General features: G+C 68.0%; 17 protein-coding genes, 1 tRNA gene and 1 pseudogene. 16 read left to right on the forward strand and 3 right to left on the reverse strand.

Annotation, left to right across the window (positions count from 1 at the left end; translation table 11 throughout):
* Positions 1-21 precede the first annotated feature (21 nt).
* From R2K23_RS18600 to R2K23_RS18610, 3 genes are read left to right on the forward strand one after another with little or no spacing between them, the layout of a single operon-like run.
* Positions 22-888, forward strand: coding sequence for a polyphosphate polymerase domain-containing protein (locus R2K23_RS18600; RefSeq protein ID WP_316511624.1), 867 nt, complete (start codon positions 22-24; stop codon positions 886-888).
* Positions 889-912: 24 nt separating this feature from the next.
* Positions 913-1,590 carry a DUF4956 domain-containing protein gene (locus R2K23_RS18605; protein WP_316511626.1) on the forward strand — a complete coding sequence of 226 codons (678 nt, stop codon included), beginning with the start codon at positions 913-915 and terminating at the stop codon, positions 1,588-1,590.
* Entirely contained in the window at positions 1,571-3,016 is a 1,446-nt protein-coding gene (locus tag R2K23_RS18610) for a CotH kinase family protein (protein ID WP_316511628.1), read from the forward strand. Before R2K23_RS18605 ends, R2K23_RS18610 begins: the two co-directional genes overlap by 20 nt.
* Before the next feature lie 116 nt (positions 3,017-3,132).
* On the opposite strand, the gene R2K23_RS18615 is transcribed toward R2K23_RS18610, so the two are convergent.
* Positions 3,133-3,215 (reverse strand) — tRNA-Tyr (locus tag R2K23_RS18615).
* Between the two features lie 116 nt (positions 3,216-3,331).
* Between R2K23_RS18615 and R2K23_RS18620 the strand changes: the two genes are divergently transcribed.
* From R2K23_RS18620 to R2K23_RS18630, 3 genes are all read left to right on the forward strand, one after another.
* Entirely contained in the window at positions 3,332-3,823 is a 492-nt protein-coding gene (locus R2K23_RS18620) for a YajQ family cyclic di-GMP-binding protein (RefSeq protein WP_316511630.1), read from the forward strand.
* A 79-nt stretch (positions 3,824-3,902) separates the two neighbouring features.
* Positions 3,903-5,414, forward strand: a complete 1,512-nt coding sequence (locus tag R2K23_RS18625) for a flavin-containing monooxygenase (protein ID WP_316511632.1) — start codon at positions 3,903-3,905, stop codon at positions 5,412-5,414.
* Between the two features lie 75 nt (positions 5,415-5,489).
* Positions 5,490-6,515, forward strand: coding sequence for an NAD(P)H-dependent glycerol-3-phosphate dehydrogenase (locus R2K23_RS18630; protein ID WP_316511634.1), 1,026 nt, complete (start codon positions 5,490-5,492; stop codon positions 6,513-6,515).
* 32 nt (positions 6,516-6,547) lie between these two features.
* Here the strand turns inward: R2K23_RS18630 and R2K23_RS18635 are convergent, their stop codons facing one another.
* On the reverse strand, positions 6,548-7,081 hold the full coding sequence (locus tag R2K23_RS18635) for a hypothetical protein (RefSeq protein ID WP_316511637.1): 534 nt from the start codon (positions 7,079-7,081) through the stop codon (positions 6,548-6,550).
* 600 nt (positions 7,082-7,681) lie between these two features.
* On the opposite strand from R2K23_RS18635, the gene R2K23_RS18640 reads away from it, so the two are divergent.
* From R2K23_RS18640 to R2K23_RS18685, 10 genes and pseudogenes are all read left to right on the forward strand, one after another.
* Positions 7,682-8,545, forward strand: a complete 864-nt coding sequence (locus R2K23_RS18640) for an MlaE family ABC transporter permease (RefSeq protein WP_396893637.1) — start codon at positions 7,682-7,684, stop codon at positions 8,543-8,545.
* A 1-nt stretch (position 8,546) separates the two neighbouring features.
* Positions 8,547-9,405: pseudogene (locus R2K23_RS18645) on the forward strand (MlaE family ABC transporter permease).
* Entirely contained in the window at positions 9,406-10,854 is a 1,449-nt protein-coding gene (locus R2K23_RS18650; protein ID WP_316511639.1) for an MlaD family protein, read from the forward strand.
* A complete protein-coding gene (locus R2K23_RS18655; protein ID WP_316511641.1) occupies positions 10,854-11,906 on the forward strand; it encodes an MlaD family protein in 1,053 nt (350 codons plus the stop codon). The genes R2K23_RS18650 and R2K23_RS18655 overlap by 1 nt, the downstream gene beginning before the upstream one ends.
* Positions 11,899-12,936, forward strand: coding sequence for an MlaD family protein (locus tag R2K23_RS18660; RefSeq protein ID WP_316511643.1), 1,038 nt, complete (start codon positions 11,899-11,901; stop codon positions 12,934-12,936). Before R2K23_RS18655 ends, R2K23_RS18660 begins: the two co-directional genes overlap by 8 nt.
* The gene (locus R2K23_RS18665) at positions 12,933-14,048 is read left to right on the forward strand and encodes an MCE family protein (protein WP_316511645.1); all 1,116 of its coding nucleotides are present in this window, start codon (positions 12,933-12,935) and stop codon (positions 14,046-14,048) included. Before R2K23_RS18660 ends, R2K23_RS18665 begins: the two co-directional genes overlap by 4 nt.
* Positions 14,045-15,265 (forward strand): MlaD family protein, encoded by a 1,221-nt coding sequence (locus tag R2K23_RS18670; RefSeq protein ID WP_316511646.1) that lies wholly within the window; start codon positions 14,045-14,047, stop codon positions 15,263-15,265. Before R2K23_RS18665 ends, R2K23_RS18670 begins: the two co-directional genes overlap by 4 nt.
* The gene (locus R2K23_RS18675; RefSeq protein ID WP_316511647.1) at positions 15,262-16,548 is read left to right on the forward strand and encodes an MlaD family protein; all 1,287 of its coding nucleotides are present in this window, start codon (positions 15,262-15,264) and stop codon (positions 16,546-16,548) included. The genes R2K23_RS18670 and R2K23_RS18675 overlap by 4 nt, the downstream gene beginning before the upstream one ends.
* Positions 16,545-17,228 carry a DUF3329 domain-containing protein gene (locus tag R2K23_RS18680; protein ID WP_316511648.1) on the forward strand — a complete coding sequence of 228 codons (684 nt, stop codon included), beginning with the start codon at positions 16,545-16,547 and terminating at the stop codon, positions 17,226-17,228. Before R2K23_RS18675 ends, R2K23_RS18680 begins: the two co-directional genes overlap by 4 nt.
* Positions 17,229-17,236: 8 nt before the next feature.
* Entirely contained in the window at positions 17,237-18,034 is a 798-nt protein-coding gene (locus R2K23_RS18685) for a mannan-binding family protein (RefSeq protein ID WP_316511649.1), read from the forward strand.
* Here the strand turns inward: R2K23_RS18685 and htpX are convergent.
* Positions 18,028-18,933: a zinc metalloprotease HtpX gene (gene htpX / locus R2K23_RS18690; protein WP_316511650.1), complete on the reverse strand. Its 906-nt coding sequence runs from the start codon at positions 18,931-18,933 to the stop codon at positions 18,028-18,030. The genes R2K23_RS18685 and htpX overlap by 7 nt on opposite strands.
* Positions 18,934-18,979: the final 46 nt, after the last annotated feature.

The raw sequence follows: 18,979 nt of genomic DNA on the forward strand, positions 1-18,979 counted from the left end.
GCGGGAAAGTCGACGTAAGTAATGAAATTGTTCGCCCGGCGCGGCGGCGCACGGCCACCCGAGGACGTCCCCACCACCCCCACCGGCTATCAGCAGACCGCCAGCCGCCTGCACGCGTTCAACCGCTACGAGATCAAGTACCTGCTCGACGAGTTCAAGGTGCCGGCGCTGCGCGAGCAACTCGCGGCACACATGGCGGTCGACGCGTACTCGCCCCAGGGCGGCTATCCCGTCACGTCGCTCTATTACGACACCCCGGACCTCCGCTTCTACTGGGAGAAGATCGAAGGGCTGCGGTTTCGCCGCAAGCTGCGGATGCGCCTGTACGGCACGCCGGCCGAATGCACCGAGGACACCCCGGTGCAGGTCGAGATCAAGCAGCGCGTCAACCGCGTGACCCAGAAGCGGCGCCTCGCGCTCCCCTATGGGACGGCCCGGCGCTGGCTTGACGGCCGCGAGCAGATTTCCTGCAGCCCCGCGGAGCGCCCGTTCGTCGAGGAGGTGACGACGCTGGTCGGCAACCTCGATCTGCGTCCGATCGTCACCACCGGCTACCGGCGCGAGGCCTTCGTGGGCTGGGAGGCCGATCTGGGCCTGCGGGTCACCATCGACCACAAGGTGCACGGCCGCGACCGGGACTTCCACTTCGCCTCCGGCGCCACCAACCGCTACACCATCCCGCCCAAGCTGGCGATCGTGGAGATCAAGGCCAACGAGCGGGTGCCCTACTGGGTCACCGACCTCGCTGCGCGCGCCGAGATGTCTGTCGTGCGGATCTCGAAGTACTGCCAGTCCGTGCAGGCCTTCGGGCTGGCACCGCGATCGGCGCTGGGCCCACCGGAGTTGGTGCTGGACGCCGCCGACCAGCTGGTCGCCGCCGACCTGTAATCCGCTCGCTCACAAAGGAATTCCATGACCATCGACCTGCAGGACCTCAGCGGGACGTTCACCGTGTTCGACGTCGCCGCCTCGCTGGCCCTCTCGTTCGTCCTGGCCTCGATCATCGGCTGGACCTACCGCTACACCCACAAGAACGTCTCCTACAGCCAGTCCTACGTTCAGACCCTGGTGATGGTCTGCATGGTGATCTCGGTGATCATGCTGGTGGTCGGGTCCAACATCGCCCGCGCCTTCGCTCTGGTCGGCGCGTTGTCGGTGATCCGATTCCGCAACGCCATCAAGGAAACTCGCGACGTGGGCTTCGTCTTCCTGGCGATGGCGATCGGGATGACCACCGGCACGCGGTTCTATCTGCTGGCCGCCGTCGCGACCGCGGTGGTGTGCCTGGTGCTGGTCGTCATGTACCGGTTCAACTGGTTCTCCCTCGACGTGCAGCGCCAGGTGGTCAAGGTCCAGGTGCCCCCGGAGCCCGAATACACCGCCCGCGTCGAAGACGTGCTGATCGACTTCTGCTCCGAATTCGAGTTGGTCTCCACCGAATCCGCGCGCGCCGGCGCGCTCAACGAGCTCTATTACACCGCCCGGCTGAAGAAGGGCCGCAAGAGCGGCGAGCTGATCGCGGCGTTGAGCGCGGTCAACAGCGGGCAGCGGGTAACGGTGCTGACCGGCTATGACCAGACCGACATCTGAGCCGCGGCGGCGGTTCGTCCACCGGCTCCCGACCCGGCTGCGTCAGCACTGGAAGCTGCCGGCGCTGCTCATGGTGGCGACCGTGGCGCTGACGGCGGCGTTCGGCCAGACCCGGATCCGCCCGTATGTCACCGGCGAGGTGACCGTGCTGGCGGCGCCGATCACCGAGAACATCGCAGGCACAGTCGATTTGTTCGACCCCGGCGTGCCGCACAGCCTGATCGTCGAACTCACCGACGCCGAGTACCGCGAGATGCTCTCGGCGTACGTGCGAGACGGCGCCAAGAAGTGGGTGAGCGCCGACATCACCCTCGACGGCACCGTGATTCGCGATGTGGCCGTACGACTGAAGGGCAATTCGACGCTGATGGGCCTGCGCGGCGACGGACCCCCAGGGCCCCCAGGACCGGGCGGACCGGGCAAGCCGCCGATGCCCGACGAGTTCTTCAAGACCATGATGTCGATGGCCGCCTCGGCCGAGGACCCGACCTCGCTGCCGTTGTTGATCAGCTTCGACGAGAACGCCGCCGGCCGCGCGTATCAAGGGCTGACCGAGCTGTCGGTGCGCCCCGGCGCACCGGTGCTCAACGAGGCCCTGGCGTTGTCGTTGACCGCCGACTCCGGCCAGCCCACCCAGCGTTACACCTACGCCACCTACACGTTGAACGGGCAGCGCACCACGCGACTGCTGCTCGAGCATCCCGACGACGGCTACGCCAACGCCCTGTTCGACTCCCCCGGTTATCTCTACAAGGCCGATGCGGAGTCCCGCCTGGAGTTCGCCGGCCCCGACCAGTCCGCCTACGCCCACCAGTTCACCCAGATCAACGCCGTGGGCAGCGGAAATCTGCAGCCCATCGTCGACTTCGCAGCGTGGTTGCAGCACGCCGACCAAGACGAGTTCGACGCGCATCTGACCGACTGGGTGGACGTCGACTCCCTGGCCCGTTACCTGGCCACCCAGAACCTGTTGGTCAACGGCGACGACATGGGCGGCCCCGGCCAGAACTACTACCTCTGGTACGACCTGACCGCGAAGAGGTTCTCGGTGATCTCCTGGGACCTGAACCTGGCGATGGTCGGCGACCCGGAGACGGCACCGCAGGACAAGGTCGAGCTGAAGATCCCCGAGGGTGCCGAGCCGCCGCCGGGCGCCGACGGCAAGCGCCCTCCGCTGGGCGGCAACCTGCTCAAGGACAAGTTCCTTGCCTCGACGGCGTGGGCGCCGACCTATGACGAGAAATACGCGCAGCTGTACCGGCAACTCTTCGCCGACGGGCATGCCCACGCCCGCCTCGACGGGATCGCCGCGCGGGTGCCGCTCAGCGAAGGACTCGACGAACCGAAGCTGCACGAGGCCGTCGCGTCGATGCACCGCTGGCTCGACGCCCGAGTGGCCGCGCTGGAGCCGGCGGCCCAAAGGTGAGTTTGGGCCGGTTTGTACGAGAGCGGTCCGGCATTTCGTCGATCTCGGCGGTTAGGTTGCACCCGAGGGTGCGTAGAACGCGATCAGGCCCCCTCGAAAGGGGGCCTGATCTGCTGTGGCAGGTAGTGGATTCGAACCACTGTAGGCGTAAGCCGACGGATTTACAGTCCGCTCCCATTGGCCGCTCGGGCAACCTGCCGGGTTCGCGCCACGCCCGGGTCCACCTGCACCCGGGTTGGTGCGAATAGCAGGGTACAACGAGGATGTACTCAACACGAAAACGGCACACCACCGAGTAAGAGGGGATGGCATCCAATGGCGGATTCATCGTTCGACGTCGTGAGCAAGGTCGACCGGCAAGAGGTCGACAACGCGCTGAACCAGGCGGCCAAGGAACTGGCGACCCGTTTCGATTTCCGGGGTACCGACACCACGATCGCCTGGAAGGGCGAGGAGGCCATCGAGCTGGTCAGCTCCACCGAGGAGCGGCTCAAGGCCGCGGTCGACGTCTTCAAGGAGAAGTTGGTCCGCCGGGACATCTCGATGAAGGCGTTCGACGCCGGCGAACCGCAGGCCAGCGGGAAGACCTACCGGCTGACCGGCACGCTGAAGCAGGGCATCGACTCCGAGCAGGCCAAGAAGATCACCAAGATCATCCGTGACGAGGGCCCCAAGGGCGTCAAGGCGCAGATCCAGGGCGACGAGGTGCGGGTCAGCTCCAAGAAGCGCGATGATCTGCAGGCCGTGATCGCGCTGCTGAAGGGCGCCGACCTCGACATCGCGCTGCAGTTCGTCAACTACCGCTGACCGGGTCCTGCGCCTAGCCCACCGGTGGGTTGATGCCTATGGTGGACAGTGACGAAAAGCACACTGCGGGAGGTCCTCCATGACGACGGTCGAGCACGACTCACAGGTCGACACCGGTGGCAACACCGAGCAGTTCGACGTGGTGATCATCGGCGCGGGAATCTCCGGACTGGGCGCGGCCTACCGGCTCGTCGAGCGCAACCCCGGCAAGCGCTACGTCATCTTGGAACGCCGCGACCAGATCGGCGGAACCTGGGACCTGTTCCGCTACCCCGGGGTCCGCTCGGACAGCTCGATCTTCACCCTGAGCTTCCCGTACGAGCCGTGGACCGAGCGCGACGGCGTCGCCGACGGCGCAGACATCCGCAATTACCTCGTCGACTTCGCCCGCAAGCACCGCATCGACAGCCACATCCGGTTTGGTTCCTATGTGCGCAGCGCCGACTGGGACTCGACCACCGACACCTGGACCGTGCACGTCGAGCAGGACGGGGCGACCAAGTCGTACCAGGCCCGCTTCCTGTTCTTCGGCAGCGGCTACTACAACTACGACGAGCCCTACGTCCCGGACTTCCCCGACTTCGACAAGTACGAGGGGATCGTCGCCAACCCGCAGCACTGGCCCGAGGACCTCGACTACACCGACAAGCGGATCGTGGTGATCGGCAGCGGGGCCACGGCCGTGACGCTGGTGCCGGCGCTGGCCCGGCGCGCCGCGAAAGTGACCATGCTGCAGCGGTCACCGACCTACGTGTTCCCGGGCAAGCGCGTCAATGGACTGATCCAATTCGTGCGCAACATCGCACCGCGCAAGTTCTCCCATTGGTTCGCCCGGTGCTACGCCGCGCTGTTCGAGGGCGTCGTCTGGTTCCTGTCCCGCAAGTTCCCGGGCGTGATGCGCGGCTTCATCCGCCGCCGCGCCACGGCCAGCCTGCCCCCCGGCTATCCGGTCGACGTGCATTTCAAGCCGCGCTACAACCCGTGGGACCAGCGGCTGTGTCTGGACGCCGACGGCGACCTGTACAACGCGATCTCCTCGGGCAAGGTGGAGATCGTCACCGACCACATCGAGCGCTTCGACGCCACCGGCATCTGGCTCAAGTCGGGCCAGCACCTGACCGCCGACATCGTGGCCACCGCCACCGGTTTGCAACTGCAGGCCCTCGGCGGTGTGCGAATCAGCCTGGACGGCACCGAGATCAAGCCGCAGGACCGCTACGCCTACAAGGCGCACATGCTCGACAACGTGCCCAATCTGGCCTGGTGCCTGGGCTACACCAACGCGTCGTGGACACTGCGCGCCGACATGACCGCCGAACAGTTCGCCAAACTGGTCGCCTTCATGGACGCCCACGGCTATACCCACGCCTACCCGCATCTCGGTGACGAGCCGATGCCGGAGAAGCTGTCCTGGGACATCAACGCGGGGTACGTGCAGCGGGCACCGCACGCACTGCCGAAGTCGGGCACCAAGCGGCCGTGGAACGTGCGGCAGAACTACTTCGCCGACGCCATCGACCACCGCACCGACCGGATCGAGGAGTCGATGGTCTTCGGTCGTGTCGCGCATCGGAGTCCGCTGAGCGCGTAGCCCGGCACCCGACTCGCCGGCGCGGTCCGAGCAAAGCGCCCGCCAATCGCCAGGCACCGCAATACGCTGGGCGCCATGGCAGCGGATGTGCGTCAACCGAAGGTCGTGGTGCTCGGCGGAGGATCGTGGGGAACCACGGTGGCGGCGATCTGCGCGCGCCGCGGCCCCACCCTGCAGTGGGTGCGGTCGGAGGCCACCGCCAAGGACATCAACGAGCACCACCGCAACACCGAGTACCTCGGCGGTGAAGTGGCGCTACCGGATTCGCTGCGCGCCACCAACGACTTCTCCGAGGCCGCCCACTGCGCCGACGTCATCGTGATGGGGGTGCCCTCGCACGGCTTCCGCAGCGTGCTCGGCGAGTTGGCCAAGGAGTTGCGGCCCTGGGTTCCGGTGGTGTCGCTGGTCAAGGGCCTCGAGCAGGGCACCAACATGCGGATGAGCCAGATCGTCCACGAGGTGCTGCCCGGGCATCCGGCCGGAATCCTGGCCGGGCCCAACATCGCCCGCGAGGTCGCCGAGGGGTATGCGGCCGCGGCGGTCCTGGCCATGCCGGACCAGGGTCTGGCCGCCAACCTGGCGCAGTTGTTCCGCACCAAGCGGTTTCGCACCTACACCACCGACGACGTGATCGGCGTGGAGATGGCGGGGGCGCTGAAGAACGTCTACGCGATCGCGGTGGGCATGGGCTACTCCCTGGGCATCGGCGAGAACACCCGCGCCATGGTGATGGCCCGGGCGGTGCGCGAAATGTCCAAGCTCGGCGAGGCGGTCGGTGGCCACCGCGACACCTTCGCCGGGCTCGCGGGCATGGGCGACCTGATCGTCACGTGCACCTCGCAGCGCAGCCGCAATCGGCACGTCGGCGAGCAACTCGGCCAGGGCAAGTCCATCGCGGAAGTCATCGACGCGATGAATCAGGTGGCCGAGGGCGTCAAGGCCGCCAGCGTCATCATGGAGTTCGCCAACCAGTACGGCCTGAACATGCCGATCGCGCGCGAGGTGGACGGCGTGATCAACCACGGCTCGACGGTGGAGCAGGCCTACCGCGGGCTGATCGCCGAGCATCCCGGCCACGAGGTGCACGGCTCCGGGTTCTGATCCGGCGCGCTGAGTCGGCTGGCTCAGTCGGCTCAGTTGGAGTAGGGGTTGGTGCCCTCCGGTCGGTCCAGCAGCGGGTTGCTGGTCAACACGAAGCTGCCCGAGGGTGTCAGCACGAATCCGGTCTGATTCTGCGAGTTGACGCACATCGTGGTGGCCACGCCGTCGCTGGTGCAGCTGACGGTGCGGAAGCTCATCCGGGTATTCGGCGGCAACTGCTTGACCGGGGCCAGGTGGTCGAAGACCGGCCGGTTCGCTGTGGTGAAGGCCGGCGCGCTCATGGCCCCGCCGCTGACCATGTTGGCACCGCCCGGCGCGGCCGGAATCGGGCCGCTGCAGCCGTAGGCCCCGTTGGTGCGATCCAACGCGCACGTCAGCCCGTCGGCGGTGCCGAACGCGAAGTAGCGGTTGTCCAGCGCGGAGTACTCCACCGGACTGACCATCGGCAAGGCGTTGACATCGGGGACCGCGGGTGGCGGCGGGGCCGGTTCCCCGGCGGCCGACCACGGCGCGGCCATCGCAGCAGCGAGCCCTACTCCGGCCAGGATTGCGACTCTGCTCAACACGGTGCCCACAGTAAGGGGTCGACGGCGGACCCGCAGTTCGTTACAGCGTCGTCGACCCCGCCGGATAACCCGGCGAGCCCGGCGCGGTGTGCTTAGACTTGGTCGACCTGTGGGGAGGCTGGCTGTGAGCGTGACCGGGGTGGGCATCGAGCAATTCTTCGGAACTTCCGCACCGGCCCCTTCGGCATCTGGCGGGCGCTGGCGCAGGCGGCCAGATCACCTCCCCCGGGCCGCGCAGCCCGGCGAATAAGTTAACGACGCTGGGCACTCGACGCCTGGCCCCGACAACGGCGGTGACGGGGACCCGGCGGCGGGTCAACGGCGCACCGCGCGTTGCGTTCCAGCGAAGTTCTGTCACGCCAAAAAACCCGCCTGACACCTGTCTTTAGCGTCAATTATCGTTCTCAGCGACGAGCCAGCTCGGCCTCGGCGGCCTCCGAGTGCGATCGGCGCAGGCAGTGCACAGAATCGCGAATATGTGTACGCCGATTCTGCGCAAAACCAAGACACACGGCGCCCGCACCGATACCGTCTCGAAGTTGACAACGGCGGTCCTCACACACCGTCGAACGTCGCCGAGAATCGGGAGGAAGCTTGACTGTGCCGGTCGACGGGACCGCACCGGGTCGCGTCGCGCCCTCCGGTGTCAACGCCATCGAGGACTGGACCACCGGCTACGCGCGCCGTCACCCGCTGGCCTCGCTGGCCACCGTCGGCGACCAGTTCGTGCTCGGGGTACGCACGCTGCAGTACCTGTTCATCGACCTGGTGACCGGCCGCTTCCAGTGGCGCGAGTTCATCCGTCAGGGCGCGTTCATGGCGGGCACGGCCGTGGTGCCCACGGTGCTGGTGGCGCTGCCCATCGGGGTCACGCTGTCGATCCAGTTCGCCCTGCTGGCCGGCCAGGTCGGCGCCACCTCCCTGGCCGGCGCGGCCAGCGGACTGGCCGTGATCCGGCAGGCCGCCTCCCTGACCGCCGCGATCCTGATGGCCGCGGCCGTGGGTTCGGCGATCACCGCGGACCTCGGCTCCCGCAAGATGCGGGAGGAAACCGACGCGATGGAGGTCATGGGCGTCTCGGTGATCCGCCGGTTGGTGGTGCCGCGCTTCGTCGCCGCGGTGATGATCGGCGTCGCGCTCACCGGCGTGGTGTGCTTCGTCGGCTTCCTGGCCAGCTACCTGTTCAACGTGTACTTCCAGAACGGCGCGCCGGGTAGCTTCGTGGCCACCTTCGCCTCCTTCGCCACCACCGGCGACCTGGTGGTCGCGCTCATCAAGGCGGTGATCTTCGGCGCCATCGTGGCCATCGTCTCCTGCCAGAAGGGCCTGTCCACGGTGGGCGGCCCGACCGGGGTGGCCAACTCCGTGAACGCCGCCGTCGTCGAATCGATCCTCATCCTGATGGTGGTCAACGTGGCCATCAGCCAGCTGTACATCATGATGTTCCCGCGGGTCGGGCTCTGACATGACGGCAGCGACCTATACACCCAAGATCCTCGCGCCGTGGCGGTGGCTCTACCGACGGACGTCGGTGCCCCTCATCCGGCTCGGCCACATGCTGGTGTTCTTCGTCCGGGCGTTGGCCGCGGTACCGGTCGCGCTGCGGCACTACCGCAACGAGTTCATCCGCCTGCTCTCCGATATCGCCTGGGGCAACGGCTCCCTGGTGGTCGGCGGCGGGACGGCGGGCGTCGCGATCGTCCTCGGCATCACGGTCGGGGCGCTGGTCGGCATCGAGGGCTACAACTTCCTGGACCTGCTGGGCCTGGGGCCCGCCACCGGCATCATCTCCTCGCTGGTCAACACCCGCGAGCTGGCGCCGATCGCCGCCTCGCTGGCGTTCGCCACCCAGGCCGGGTGCCGATTCACCGCGCAACTGGGATCCATGCGGATCGCCGAGGAGATCGACGCGCTCGAGGCGGTCGCCATCCGGCCCATCCCCTACCTGGTGACCACGCGCCTGATGGCCTCGGTGGTCGCGGTGATCCCGCTGTACGCGGCGTGCCTGGCGGTCAGCTACCTGACCACGCAGTTGGTGGTGCGGATCATCAGCGGCGGCGCCACGGGCTCCTACCTGCACTACTTCACCCTGATGCTGTCCGGCCAAGACATCGTCTACTCGTTGCTCAAGACCATCATCTTCGTGTGGATCGCCTCGACGGTGCAGTGCTACTACGGCTTCTACGCCCTCGGGCGGCCCCGAGGGCGTCGGAGTCGCCGCCGGCCACGCCATGCGGGCCAGCATCACCGTGGTGATCATCGTCAACATGCTGCTGACCATGGCGCTGTGGTCCGTGGACGCCGGAGCGAGGTTCGGGGGCTAGGTGGCGAACTCATTGGAACCGGACGGCCGGGGCGTCACCGACCGGCAGCTGCTGGCCTGCGGGGCCGCCGTACTGATTGTGGCGCTGCTGATTTCGACCACCCTGGTGGTGAAGGCCACCGGCCGCCTCGACCCGCACGTGCGCGTGGTGGCCGCGCTTGCCAACGTCGGCGACGGCCTCCCGCAGCGCTCCGACGTCAAGTACCACGGCGTGCTCGTCGGAATGGTCAACGGCGTCACCCCCGCGGCGCACGGCCACCCCAACTACGTCGACATCGACCTCAAACCCGAGTACGCCCGGTCCATTCCGGCCTCGGTCACCGCGCGGGTGGTACCCAGCAACGTCTTCGCCGTCTCCTCGGTGCAGCTCGTCGACCGTGGCGCCGCGCCACCGATCCAGGCCGGCGCTCAGATACCCGAGGACACCGAGCTGCCCACGGTGCTGTTCCAGACCACCATCAGCAAGCTGCGCGACATCCTGGCCGCCACCGGACGCGGCCGCGAGGACAAGACCGTCGGCCTGTTGGCGGCGATCAACGCGGCGACCGAGAACCGGCGCACCGAACTGCTCACCTCGGGCGCCCAACTCAACCGGCTGCTCGACGAACTCGACGCGATCGTGGCGACCGAACCCGGGCCCACGACGGTCTCGGCGCTGACCGCGGCCGCGCGCGGCCTGCAGAGCACGGCCCCCGAACTGGTCGACGCGCTGCACGAGGCGGTGGCGCCCATGCAGACGCTGGTGCAGCAGCGCGCGCAACTGTCGAACCTGCTCAGCGGTGGCCTGCACACCGTGGGCACCACCCACACTGCGCTGCACAATCATTCGGACCGCCTGGTGGGCATCACCGCCGATCTGACGCCGGTACTCGGCGCCGTGAGCCAGACCGCGCACCACTTCCTGCCCGCCTTCCTCAAGATGAACGGCCTGTCCGAGAAGTACTTCAAAGAGGTCTACATGCCGGAGTACGGCATCGGGAACATGCGGGTGAACCTGTCGCTGACGCCGTCGTACAGCTACACCCGGGCCGACTGCCCGCAGTACGGCGAACTGAAGGGGCCCAGCTGCTTCACCGCGCCGCTGGTGCCCACCCGCCCCGAATTGCCGGATGTCCTGCTCCCGCAGAACTATCAACCGCCCAAGGATCTGGCACCCCCACCCGGAACGGTGTTGGGCGCCAACGGCAACCTGGTCGCCGTCGGCCCGCCGTATGTGAACCCGAATCCCAGTCTTGCCGATCCGAATCCGCCGCTGCCGCCCGGGATGAATCCGTCCCCGCCGGTGCCCGGCACCGCCAACCCGGCGCTGATACCGATCCCGCCCCCGCCGGTGCCGTTGTCACCGCCGGCTCCCGTGGCGCCGAAGCCGGGGCAGGCACCACCCGCACCCGCTCCGGGGCCGCCCGCCGGCCCGCCGGACGCCGGCTTCTCCGCTGAGAGGGGATCGTGATGAAGGACCGCGGCGCGACCATCGGCCTGGCGCTGTTCATGGTCGTGGCACTCACCCTGACCTGGCTGGTGTACGTCACCCTGCGCCGGGACGTCGCCGGCAGCACGGTGCCGTATGCGGCGATGGTCTCCGACGTCTTCGGACTGCGCGAGGGGGACGACGTCCGGATGGCCGGCGTGCGGGTCGGCCGGGTCGAAAAGATCGAGCTGCAGGGCGATCTGGCCAAGGTGTCGTTCGTCGTCCAGAGCGATCAGCAGGTGCTGGGCCGCACCGTGGCGTCGGTGACGTACCAGAACATCGTCGGCCAGCGTTACCTCGGACTGTCCCTGGGCAACCTCGGCGACCCCGGCCCGCTGCCGCCCGGCAGCGTGATCCCGGTCGAGCAGACCGACCCCTCGTTCGACGTCGGCACGCTGCTCAACGGCTACGAACCGCTGTTCAGCGTGCTCAACCCGCGCGACGCCGACAATCTGACCAAGGGCGTCATCGAGTCCCTGCAGGGCGACGAGACTTCGATCGCCGCGCTGGTGGACCAGACCTCGCGCCTGACCGAGTCGTTCGCCGGGCACGACGAGGAACTCGGCAAGGTCATCACCGACCTCAACTCGGTCGTCGGCAACCTGGCCCAGCACAACGACACCCTCGACGAGGTGATCGGCGAAACCCGTTCCATGGTCAGCACCTTCGATGCTCGCCGGCCGGAACTGATTGCGTCGATGGGCTCGATCTCCGCGGTGGTGCGACAGCTGTCGACCATCTCCGACGAGGTCTATCCGGACCTCAACGAACTCATCGTCCGCCAGCCGGGGTTCGCCCAGCACCTGGTCAGCATCGAAGAGCAACTGGCCTTCACCGGCGCCAACCTGCCGCTGCTGCTCAAGGGACTCGCGCGGGTCACCAACGAGGGCGCCTACGTCAACGCCTACATCTGCGATCTGAACCTCACCGGGTTCTTCCCCGGCCTCAACGATGTCGTGCCGATCATCGTCGACGCCGCGAGCCCGGGAGACGGCGTCCGATACACCCCGAGATGCAGGAACACCGATGGCTGAGAACACCCGCGCCCGGCGCCGCCCCCTGGAGGACCTGAACAAGACCTGGCTCGGTGTCGTCGCGGTCGCCGTCGTGGCGGTCCTGGTGGGCGCGCTGCTGGCGGTCAAGGTCGCCGACGTGGGCTACCGGCACTACACCGCCAAGTTCGCGCAGGCCGCCGCCCTACGGGCGGGCAACCCGATCACCATCGCCGGCATCCCGGTGGGCGAGGTGACGCGCATGCGGCTGGCCGGCGACCACGTCGAAGCCGAGCTGAGGGTACGCGACGACATCGCGTTCGGGGAGAACTCGCGAGCCACCATCAAGATCACCACCATCCTGGGCTCGCGCTACCTGGCCTTGCACCCCGCCGGCCCGGGGACGTTGCCGGACAACACCTTCGACCTCGACCACACCGAGGTCCCCTACGACCTACAGGAGGCACTGGCCGACGTCACCACCACCTTCGAGCAGGTCGATTCGGACAAGTTCGCCGAGACCCTGGGCATCCTGGGCAAGCAGATGGAATCCCTGCCGGCCATCGTGCCGCAGGCCATGACCAACACCCACACCCTGGCCACCATCATCGCCGAGCGACGCGACCAACTCGGGTCGCTGCTCAAGACCACCGAGACGGTGACCAACACGCTGCGTCGGCAGCAATCCACGCTCGGCAGCCTGGTGAACCAGGGCAACAGCCTGGTGGGCGAGTTCGTCGCGCGACGGGACTCGTTCCGGGCCATGATGGCCGGCCTGACCAACCTCGTCGAGACCCTCTCCGACACCTTCATCGAGGAACGCCCGGAACTCGAGGCCCTGCTCCAAGACGTCCGCGAGTTGACCGACATGCTCGGCCAGCACGACGACCTGCTGCGCAGCATCCTGCAATCCGGGCCGGTGGCCCTGCGCGGTATCGCCAACGCCACCGGAAACGGCAACGCGGCCAGCCTGTTCGCCCCCGGCGGCTTGCTCATCGACTCGTGGATGTGCGCCATCAGTGGCCGCGCCGAACAGTTCGGGATGATCCAGTACTACCAGGACTGCGAATGATGAGCTCCCGCACCAGGTTTGCCGTCGTCCTCGTCACCGCGGCCGTCGTCGCGCTCATCGCGGCGGGCGCCGGCTGGTTCTACCTACAGGGCAGGAACACCATCACCGTCACCGCCCAGTTCGACAGCGCCGCGGGACTCTACGAAGGCAACACCGTTGCGGTGCTGGGGATGCCGGTGGGCCAGGTCACCAAGATCACCCCGAAGGGCGGCTACGTCGAGGTCGACTTCACCGTGGACGCCGACGTCGCGGTCCCCGCCGACGTCCAGGCCGTCACCATCTCGAACTCCATCCTGACCGACCGCCAGGTGGAACTGACCCCCGCCTACAGCGGCGGACCCCGCCTGCAGGACCACGCCACCATCGGTCTGGACCGCACCAAGACGCCGGTCGAGTTCGCCCGCGTGCTCGACGTGCTGGACAAGATGGCCGGATCGCTGCGCGGTGACGGCCAGGGCGGCGGGCCGTTGGCCGCCGTCGTCGACGCCAGCGCCGCCATCGCCGACGGCAACGGCCAACTGATGAAGGACGCGCTGGGCGAACTGTCGAACGCGTTGCGGCTCAGTTCCGATCGCGGCGACGTCACCCGGGATCAGCTGACCACCATCATCCGCAATCTCAGTTCGCTGTTGCAGGCCGCCGCCGACAACGACGCCACGCTGCGCGAGTTCGGTTCCTCGGTACGCGCGCTGAGCCAGATCCTCGCCGACGAGAACCTGGGCACGGGGGTCACCGGCCAGAAGATCAACGAGGTGGTCACGCAACTCAGCGAGGTGCTCGACACCCACCGCGACGCCATCAAACAGATTGTCGCCAATGGCGATACTTCGTTGATCACCACGGTGGAGCACCGGCGCGACCTGGCCGAGTTCCTGGATGTCGCCCCGTTGACCCTGGACAACATCTACAACGTCATCGACCAGAAGAACGGGGCGGCGCGCGCGCACGTGCTGGTCGACAAGGTGCTGTTCGACACCCAGACCATCAAGGAGGTCTGCAACATGATGGGTCTGCGCCAACTCGGATGCAGCACCGGCACACTGCAGGACTTCGGCCCGGACTTCGGGTTGTCCTACGTGCTCGACGGCCTGGCCGCCATGGGGCAGAAATGAGCACCCCGCGCCGTCGCCGCGGCGGTTACCTGGCCCCGCTGCTGCTCGCGGCCACGGTCGGGGTATCCGGCTGTGCCACAGAGGGTTTGAGCAGCCTGCCGCTGCCCGCCCCCGGTGTCGGCTCCGGCGGCTACACCATCACCGCGGTGTTCGGCAACGCGCTCAACCTGCCCTCGGACGCCAAGGTGAAGCTGGCCGGCGCCGACGTCGGCCAGATGGAATCGATGGTGGCCGCCGACTACACGGCGGTGGCGACGCTGCGCATCATGGACGGTGTCCGGCTACCGCAGGGCACCACGGCCGAATTGCGTTCGGCCACACCGCTGGGCGATGTCTTCATTTCCGTCCGGCCGCCCGACGACGCGGCCCCGGACGCGCCGCTGCTGGGTGAGGGCGACATCATCGACCTGGAGTCCACCGCCTCGGCGGCCACCGTCGAATCGGTGCTCGGCTCGGCCGCGATCCTGGTCAACGGCGGCGCCGTGCGCAACTTCACCAACATCATCAACGGCCTCGGCAAGGCCACCGGCGATCAGGGCCAGGCGTTCGGCGCCCTGATCAACAAGACCAACCGCACCCTGGGCAAGCTCAACGCCCGGTCCGACGAGATCTCCACCGCGATCTCCGAGACCAACAGCCTGGTGGCCGCCATCGAGACCAAAAACGACGAACTGGGCAACCTGATGAGCGAGGCCGGACCGGCCGCGAACACCCTGGCCGAGCACACCACCGGCATCGCCGATCTGGTGAGCATGGTCGGCGACGCCGGCGTCCAACTGCGCAAGTTCCCGTCGATCGCGGGTACCGACACCAGCGGGCGCAGCGTGATCGCCGACGCCAACCAGATCGCCGCCGCCTGGAACGACCTGGTGCTGGCCCCCGACGCCACGTTGTACTCGCTGAACCGGCTGATGCCGCCGCTGATCAAGGGGACGGCGGGCAACTCACTGGCCACCCGCGCCAGCATCGACCGCCTGATCCTGGGTTCGATTCCCGACATCGGCTTCGCGGGCGACCCCGGCCTGCACGGCCCCAAGCGCTACAACTGGGAGCAGATGGTCGGGTCGTTCAAGTACACGTTGTGGCGCCTGCAGGAGCGGATCGTCGGCAAGGGGCCCGGCGTCCCGCAGGTGCCCGTGCAGCCGAGCCCCACCGAACCGGGGCAGGTGGTGCTCGCACCGCAACCCGGTCCCCCTCCGGCCGAGGCGCCGCGGTGATCGGCGCGGTTGCCGACGGCATCGTCGGGGTGGTGCGGGCCGGTCACCGCAAGCGCGCGTGGCTGTCCGGGGCCGCCCTGGTGCTCACGCTGGTCGTGGCCACCGCCTACCTGTTGTTGGGGGCGCTGCGGGTCAACCCGTTCGCGTCGAGCTACCGGATCACCGTCGAGTTGCCGGAGTCCGCCGGGCTGCTGCCCAATCAGGACGTGACGCTGCGCGGCGTGCCGGTCGGGCGCGTCGAGCGCCTCGACATCACCCCGGCCGGCGTCAACGCGGTGGTCAACGTGAAGTCGACGGTCCAGATCCCGGAGTCGAGCGATGTTCGGGTGTCAGGCCTTTCGCCCGCCGGCGAGCAGTACATCGACTTCGCGGCCGACTCCGACGCCGGGCCCTTCCTGGAGGACGGCAGCGTCGTGGGCGACGGCCGGGCCACCGTGCCGGTCAGCCTCGCCAACCTGTTGGCCAACGCCGACGGCGCGCTGGCCCAGGTCGACACCGAGAAGATCGAGCTGATCAAGGACGAGCTGAGCCTGAGCCAGGCCGGCCCGCAGAAGCTGGCCGACATCATCGACGGGGGCACGTTCCTGCTCTCGACGCTGGATTCGGTGCTGCCCGAGACCAGCAGCATGCTGCGGACCAGCCGCGTGGTGCTGACCCTGGCGGACGACAAGAACGCCGGCATCGCGGTGGCCGCCGACAATCTGCGTCGGACACTGACCGGCGTCAGCAGCATGCGGGAGGGTTTCCGACGCCTGACCGAACAGACGCCCGCGGCGCTGACCTCCGTCGACAACCTGTTCCTGGACAACTCCGACACCATGGTCCAGCTCCTGGGCAACCTCACGACCACGGCCCGGCTGCTGTACCTGCGGGTGCCCGCACTGCACGCGCTGTTCCCGGATCACCGCACCTCGGTGCTCGACGCGTTCGGCAGCGTCATGCACCACAACGGACTGTGGGCCACCGCGGACATCTACACGCGCTACTCCTGCGATTACGGCACGCCGCGGAGGGCGCCGTCGGCCGCCGACTTCGCCGAGCCGTTCATGTACACCTACTGCCGCGACGACCATCCCGGGGTGTTGGTGCGCGGCGCCAAGAACGCCCCGCGCCCCGCCGAGGCGGACAACGGGGCCGGCCCGCCCGCGGGCGCCGACCTGGGCCGGCAGACGGATCCGACGCCCCGCGGCCGCTTCACGATTCCCACCCCGTACGGCGGCCCGCGGCTGCCGATCGAACCCCCCCCGTTGACCCCGACAGTCAGAGAAAGGAGACTGACTTGACTGTGACCACTGACAAGAAGACCACGGACGCAAAGACCACGGACGCGAAGACCACGGACGCGAACTCCGACTCCAAGCCCGAAGAACTCACCGAGCCCACCGAGGAGGCCGCACCGACCGAGGAGACCGCCGAGGACGCCACGGAGAACACGGAGACCCCGGAGAACTCCGAGCCCGCCGAGACCACGGCAGCACCGTCCTCCGGCAAGCGTGGCCTGCTGATCGGCGCGGTCGCGGTGGTGCTGGTCGCCGCGCTGGCGGGGGCGGGGTTCCTGGGCTGGAAACTGTGGGACGTCACCAGCGTCGAGGAGGCCGGCCGGCAGGCGCAGGAGGCCGCAAACGCCTACGCGCAGGTGCTCACCAGCATCGACTCGAACAAGGTCGACGAGAACTTCAACCAGGTACTCGACGGCGCGACCGGCGAATTCAAGGACATGTACTCGCAGTCCAGCACGCAGTTGCGCCAACTGCTCATCGACAACAAGGCCACCGCGCACGGCGTGGTGGTGGATTCCGCGGTGCAGTCGGCGACCCGCGACAAGGTCGTGGTGTTGCTGTTCGTCGACCAGTCGGTGTCCAACACCAATATCCCGGACCCGCGCATCGACCGCAGCCGGATCAAGATGACCATGGAGCTGGTCGACGACCGTTGGCGCGCAAGCAAAGTCGAGCTGCCCTGAGCACGGCCATGACGACCAAGCGGGTTCGGTACGTGCTGGCGGTGGCCGCCGCGACCGCCGCCGCGTTGGTGGCTCCGGCCCCGGCCGGGGCCAGCCCGGCGTCGTTCTGCGACGAGCTGCGCGGCCAGTGGGACGGTCAGTACTGCCGCACCTCGGTGGTCTCGCAGCGAAACGCCGTGCGCGACATCAAGGTCGCGATACCCGCCGAGTTGGTCGACCACCCGGTGAGCGGCCCGGCGGTGCGCGGCTACCTGAACACCCTGGTGGAAAACTGGCGGCGCGCCGGCGCGAACATGGTCGCCGACAGCTTCGGGGAGGGCAACTATCAGATTCACCGCCGCGGCGATGTCACCACGGCGGTGTTCCGGGAGACCTACCACGCCGACGGGCCCGACTTCAACAACGCCTACCGGACCTTCACGTTCGACATGGCCGGCGGCCGGCAGTTGACGCTGGCCGATCTGGTACGGCCGGACCTCGACCCGCTGGTCGCCATACCGCCGCTGGCGCAGCCGTACGTGGTGGCGGCGCTGGACCGGGCGCAGCCGCCGCATCAGCCCGGCACCTACCCCTTCGTCGCGGACCGCTGGACACCCGACAAGGTGTACTCGGGCGGCTACAAGGCGTGGGCGCTGACGCCGGACGAGTTGATTCTCTACATGCCCGACTACCCCGTGGGACGCGACAGCCCGACCGATTTCACGCCCGGTGTCATGCAGTGGTCGATGGACGGGGGCACCGTGCAGGCGCACATTCCGTTGTCGGCGCTGCGCCCGGTGCTACGGCCCGAGTTCGGGGGTCAGTAGCCGCCCGGCCGCAGGCCGCCGCGGCCGGCCATGTCCTCGAGGCGCTTGATCCGATCGGCGATCGGCGGATGCGTCGAGAACAGCTTGCCGATCTTCTCGCCGGCGCGGAACGGGCTGGCGATCATCAGATGCGCCTGATCGGCCAGCTTCGGGTCCGGCGGCAGCGGCGCCTGCTCGATACCGCCGGAGATCTTGCGCAGCGCCGACGCGAGCGCCAGCGGGTCACCGGTCAGCTCGGCACCCGACTGGTCGGCCTGATACTCGCGGGACCGCGAGACCGCCATTCGCACCACGGTGGCCGCGATGGGCCCGAGCAGCTGAATCAGCAACAGCGCGAAGATGTTCCCGCCGCCACCCTGGCGGTTACCGCCGAACATGTTGGCGAAGAAGGCGAAGTTGGCGAGCGCGGTGATCACCGAGGCCATGGCGCCGGCGACACAGGAGATCAGGATGTCGCGGTTGTACACGTGCGACAGTTCGTGGCCGAGGACCGCGCGTAGCTCCCGTTCGTTGAGGATGTTGAGGATGCCGGTGGTGCAGCACACCGCGGCATTGCGCGGATTTCGGCCGGTGGCAAAGGCGTTCGGGTTGGCGGTGTCGGAGATGTACAGCCGCGGCATCGGCTGGTGGGCGGTGGTGGCGAGCTCGCGCACGATCTTGTACATCACCGGGGCCTGCACCTCGGTGACCGGGACCGCGTGCATGGCGCGCAGCGCCAGCTTGTCGCTGTTGAAGTAGGCATACGCGTTGGTGCCCAGCGCGAACAGCAGGGCGATCCAGATCCACATCGTCGAACCCGTCGACTGGGTGAACAGCGCGCCGACGAGCATGATCAGCGCGGAGAAGCCCACCAACAGCACGAATGTCTTGATCCGGTTGCCGGTCGAGTGCCAGGTCATCAACGTCCTCCTACCTTGACAGCTGTCAGCTGATTAAACGGCAACC

The sequence above is a fragment of the Mycolicibacterium sp. MU0050 genome (assembly GCF_963378085.1).
In the GTDB taxonomy this organism is placed as follows: domain Bacteria; phylum Actinomycetota; class Actinomycetes; order Mycobacteriales; family Mycobacteriaceae; genus Mycobacterium; species Mycobacterium wendilense.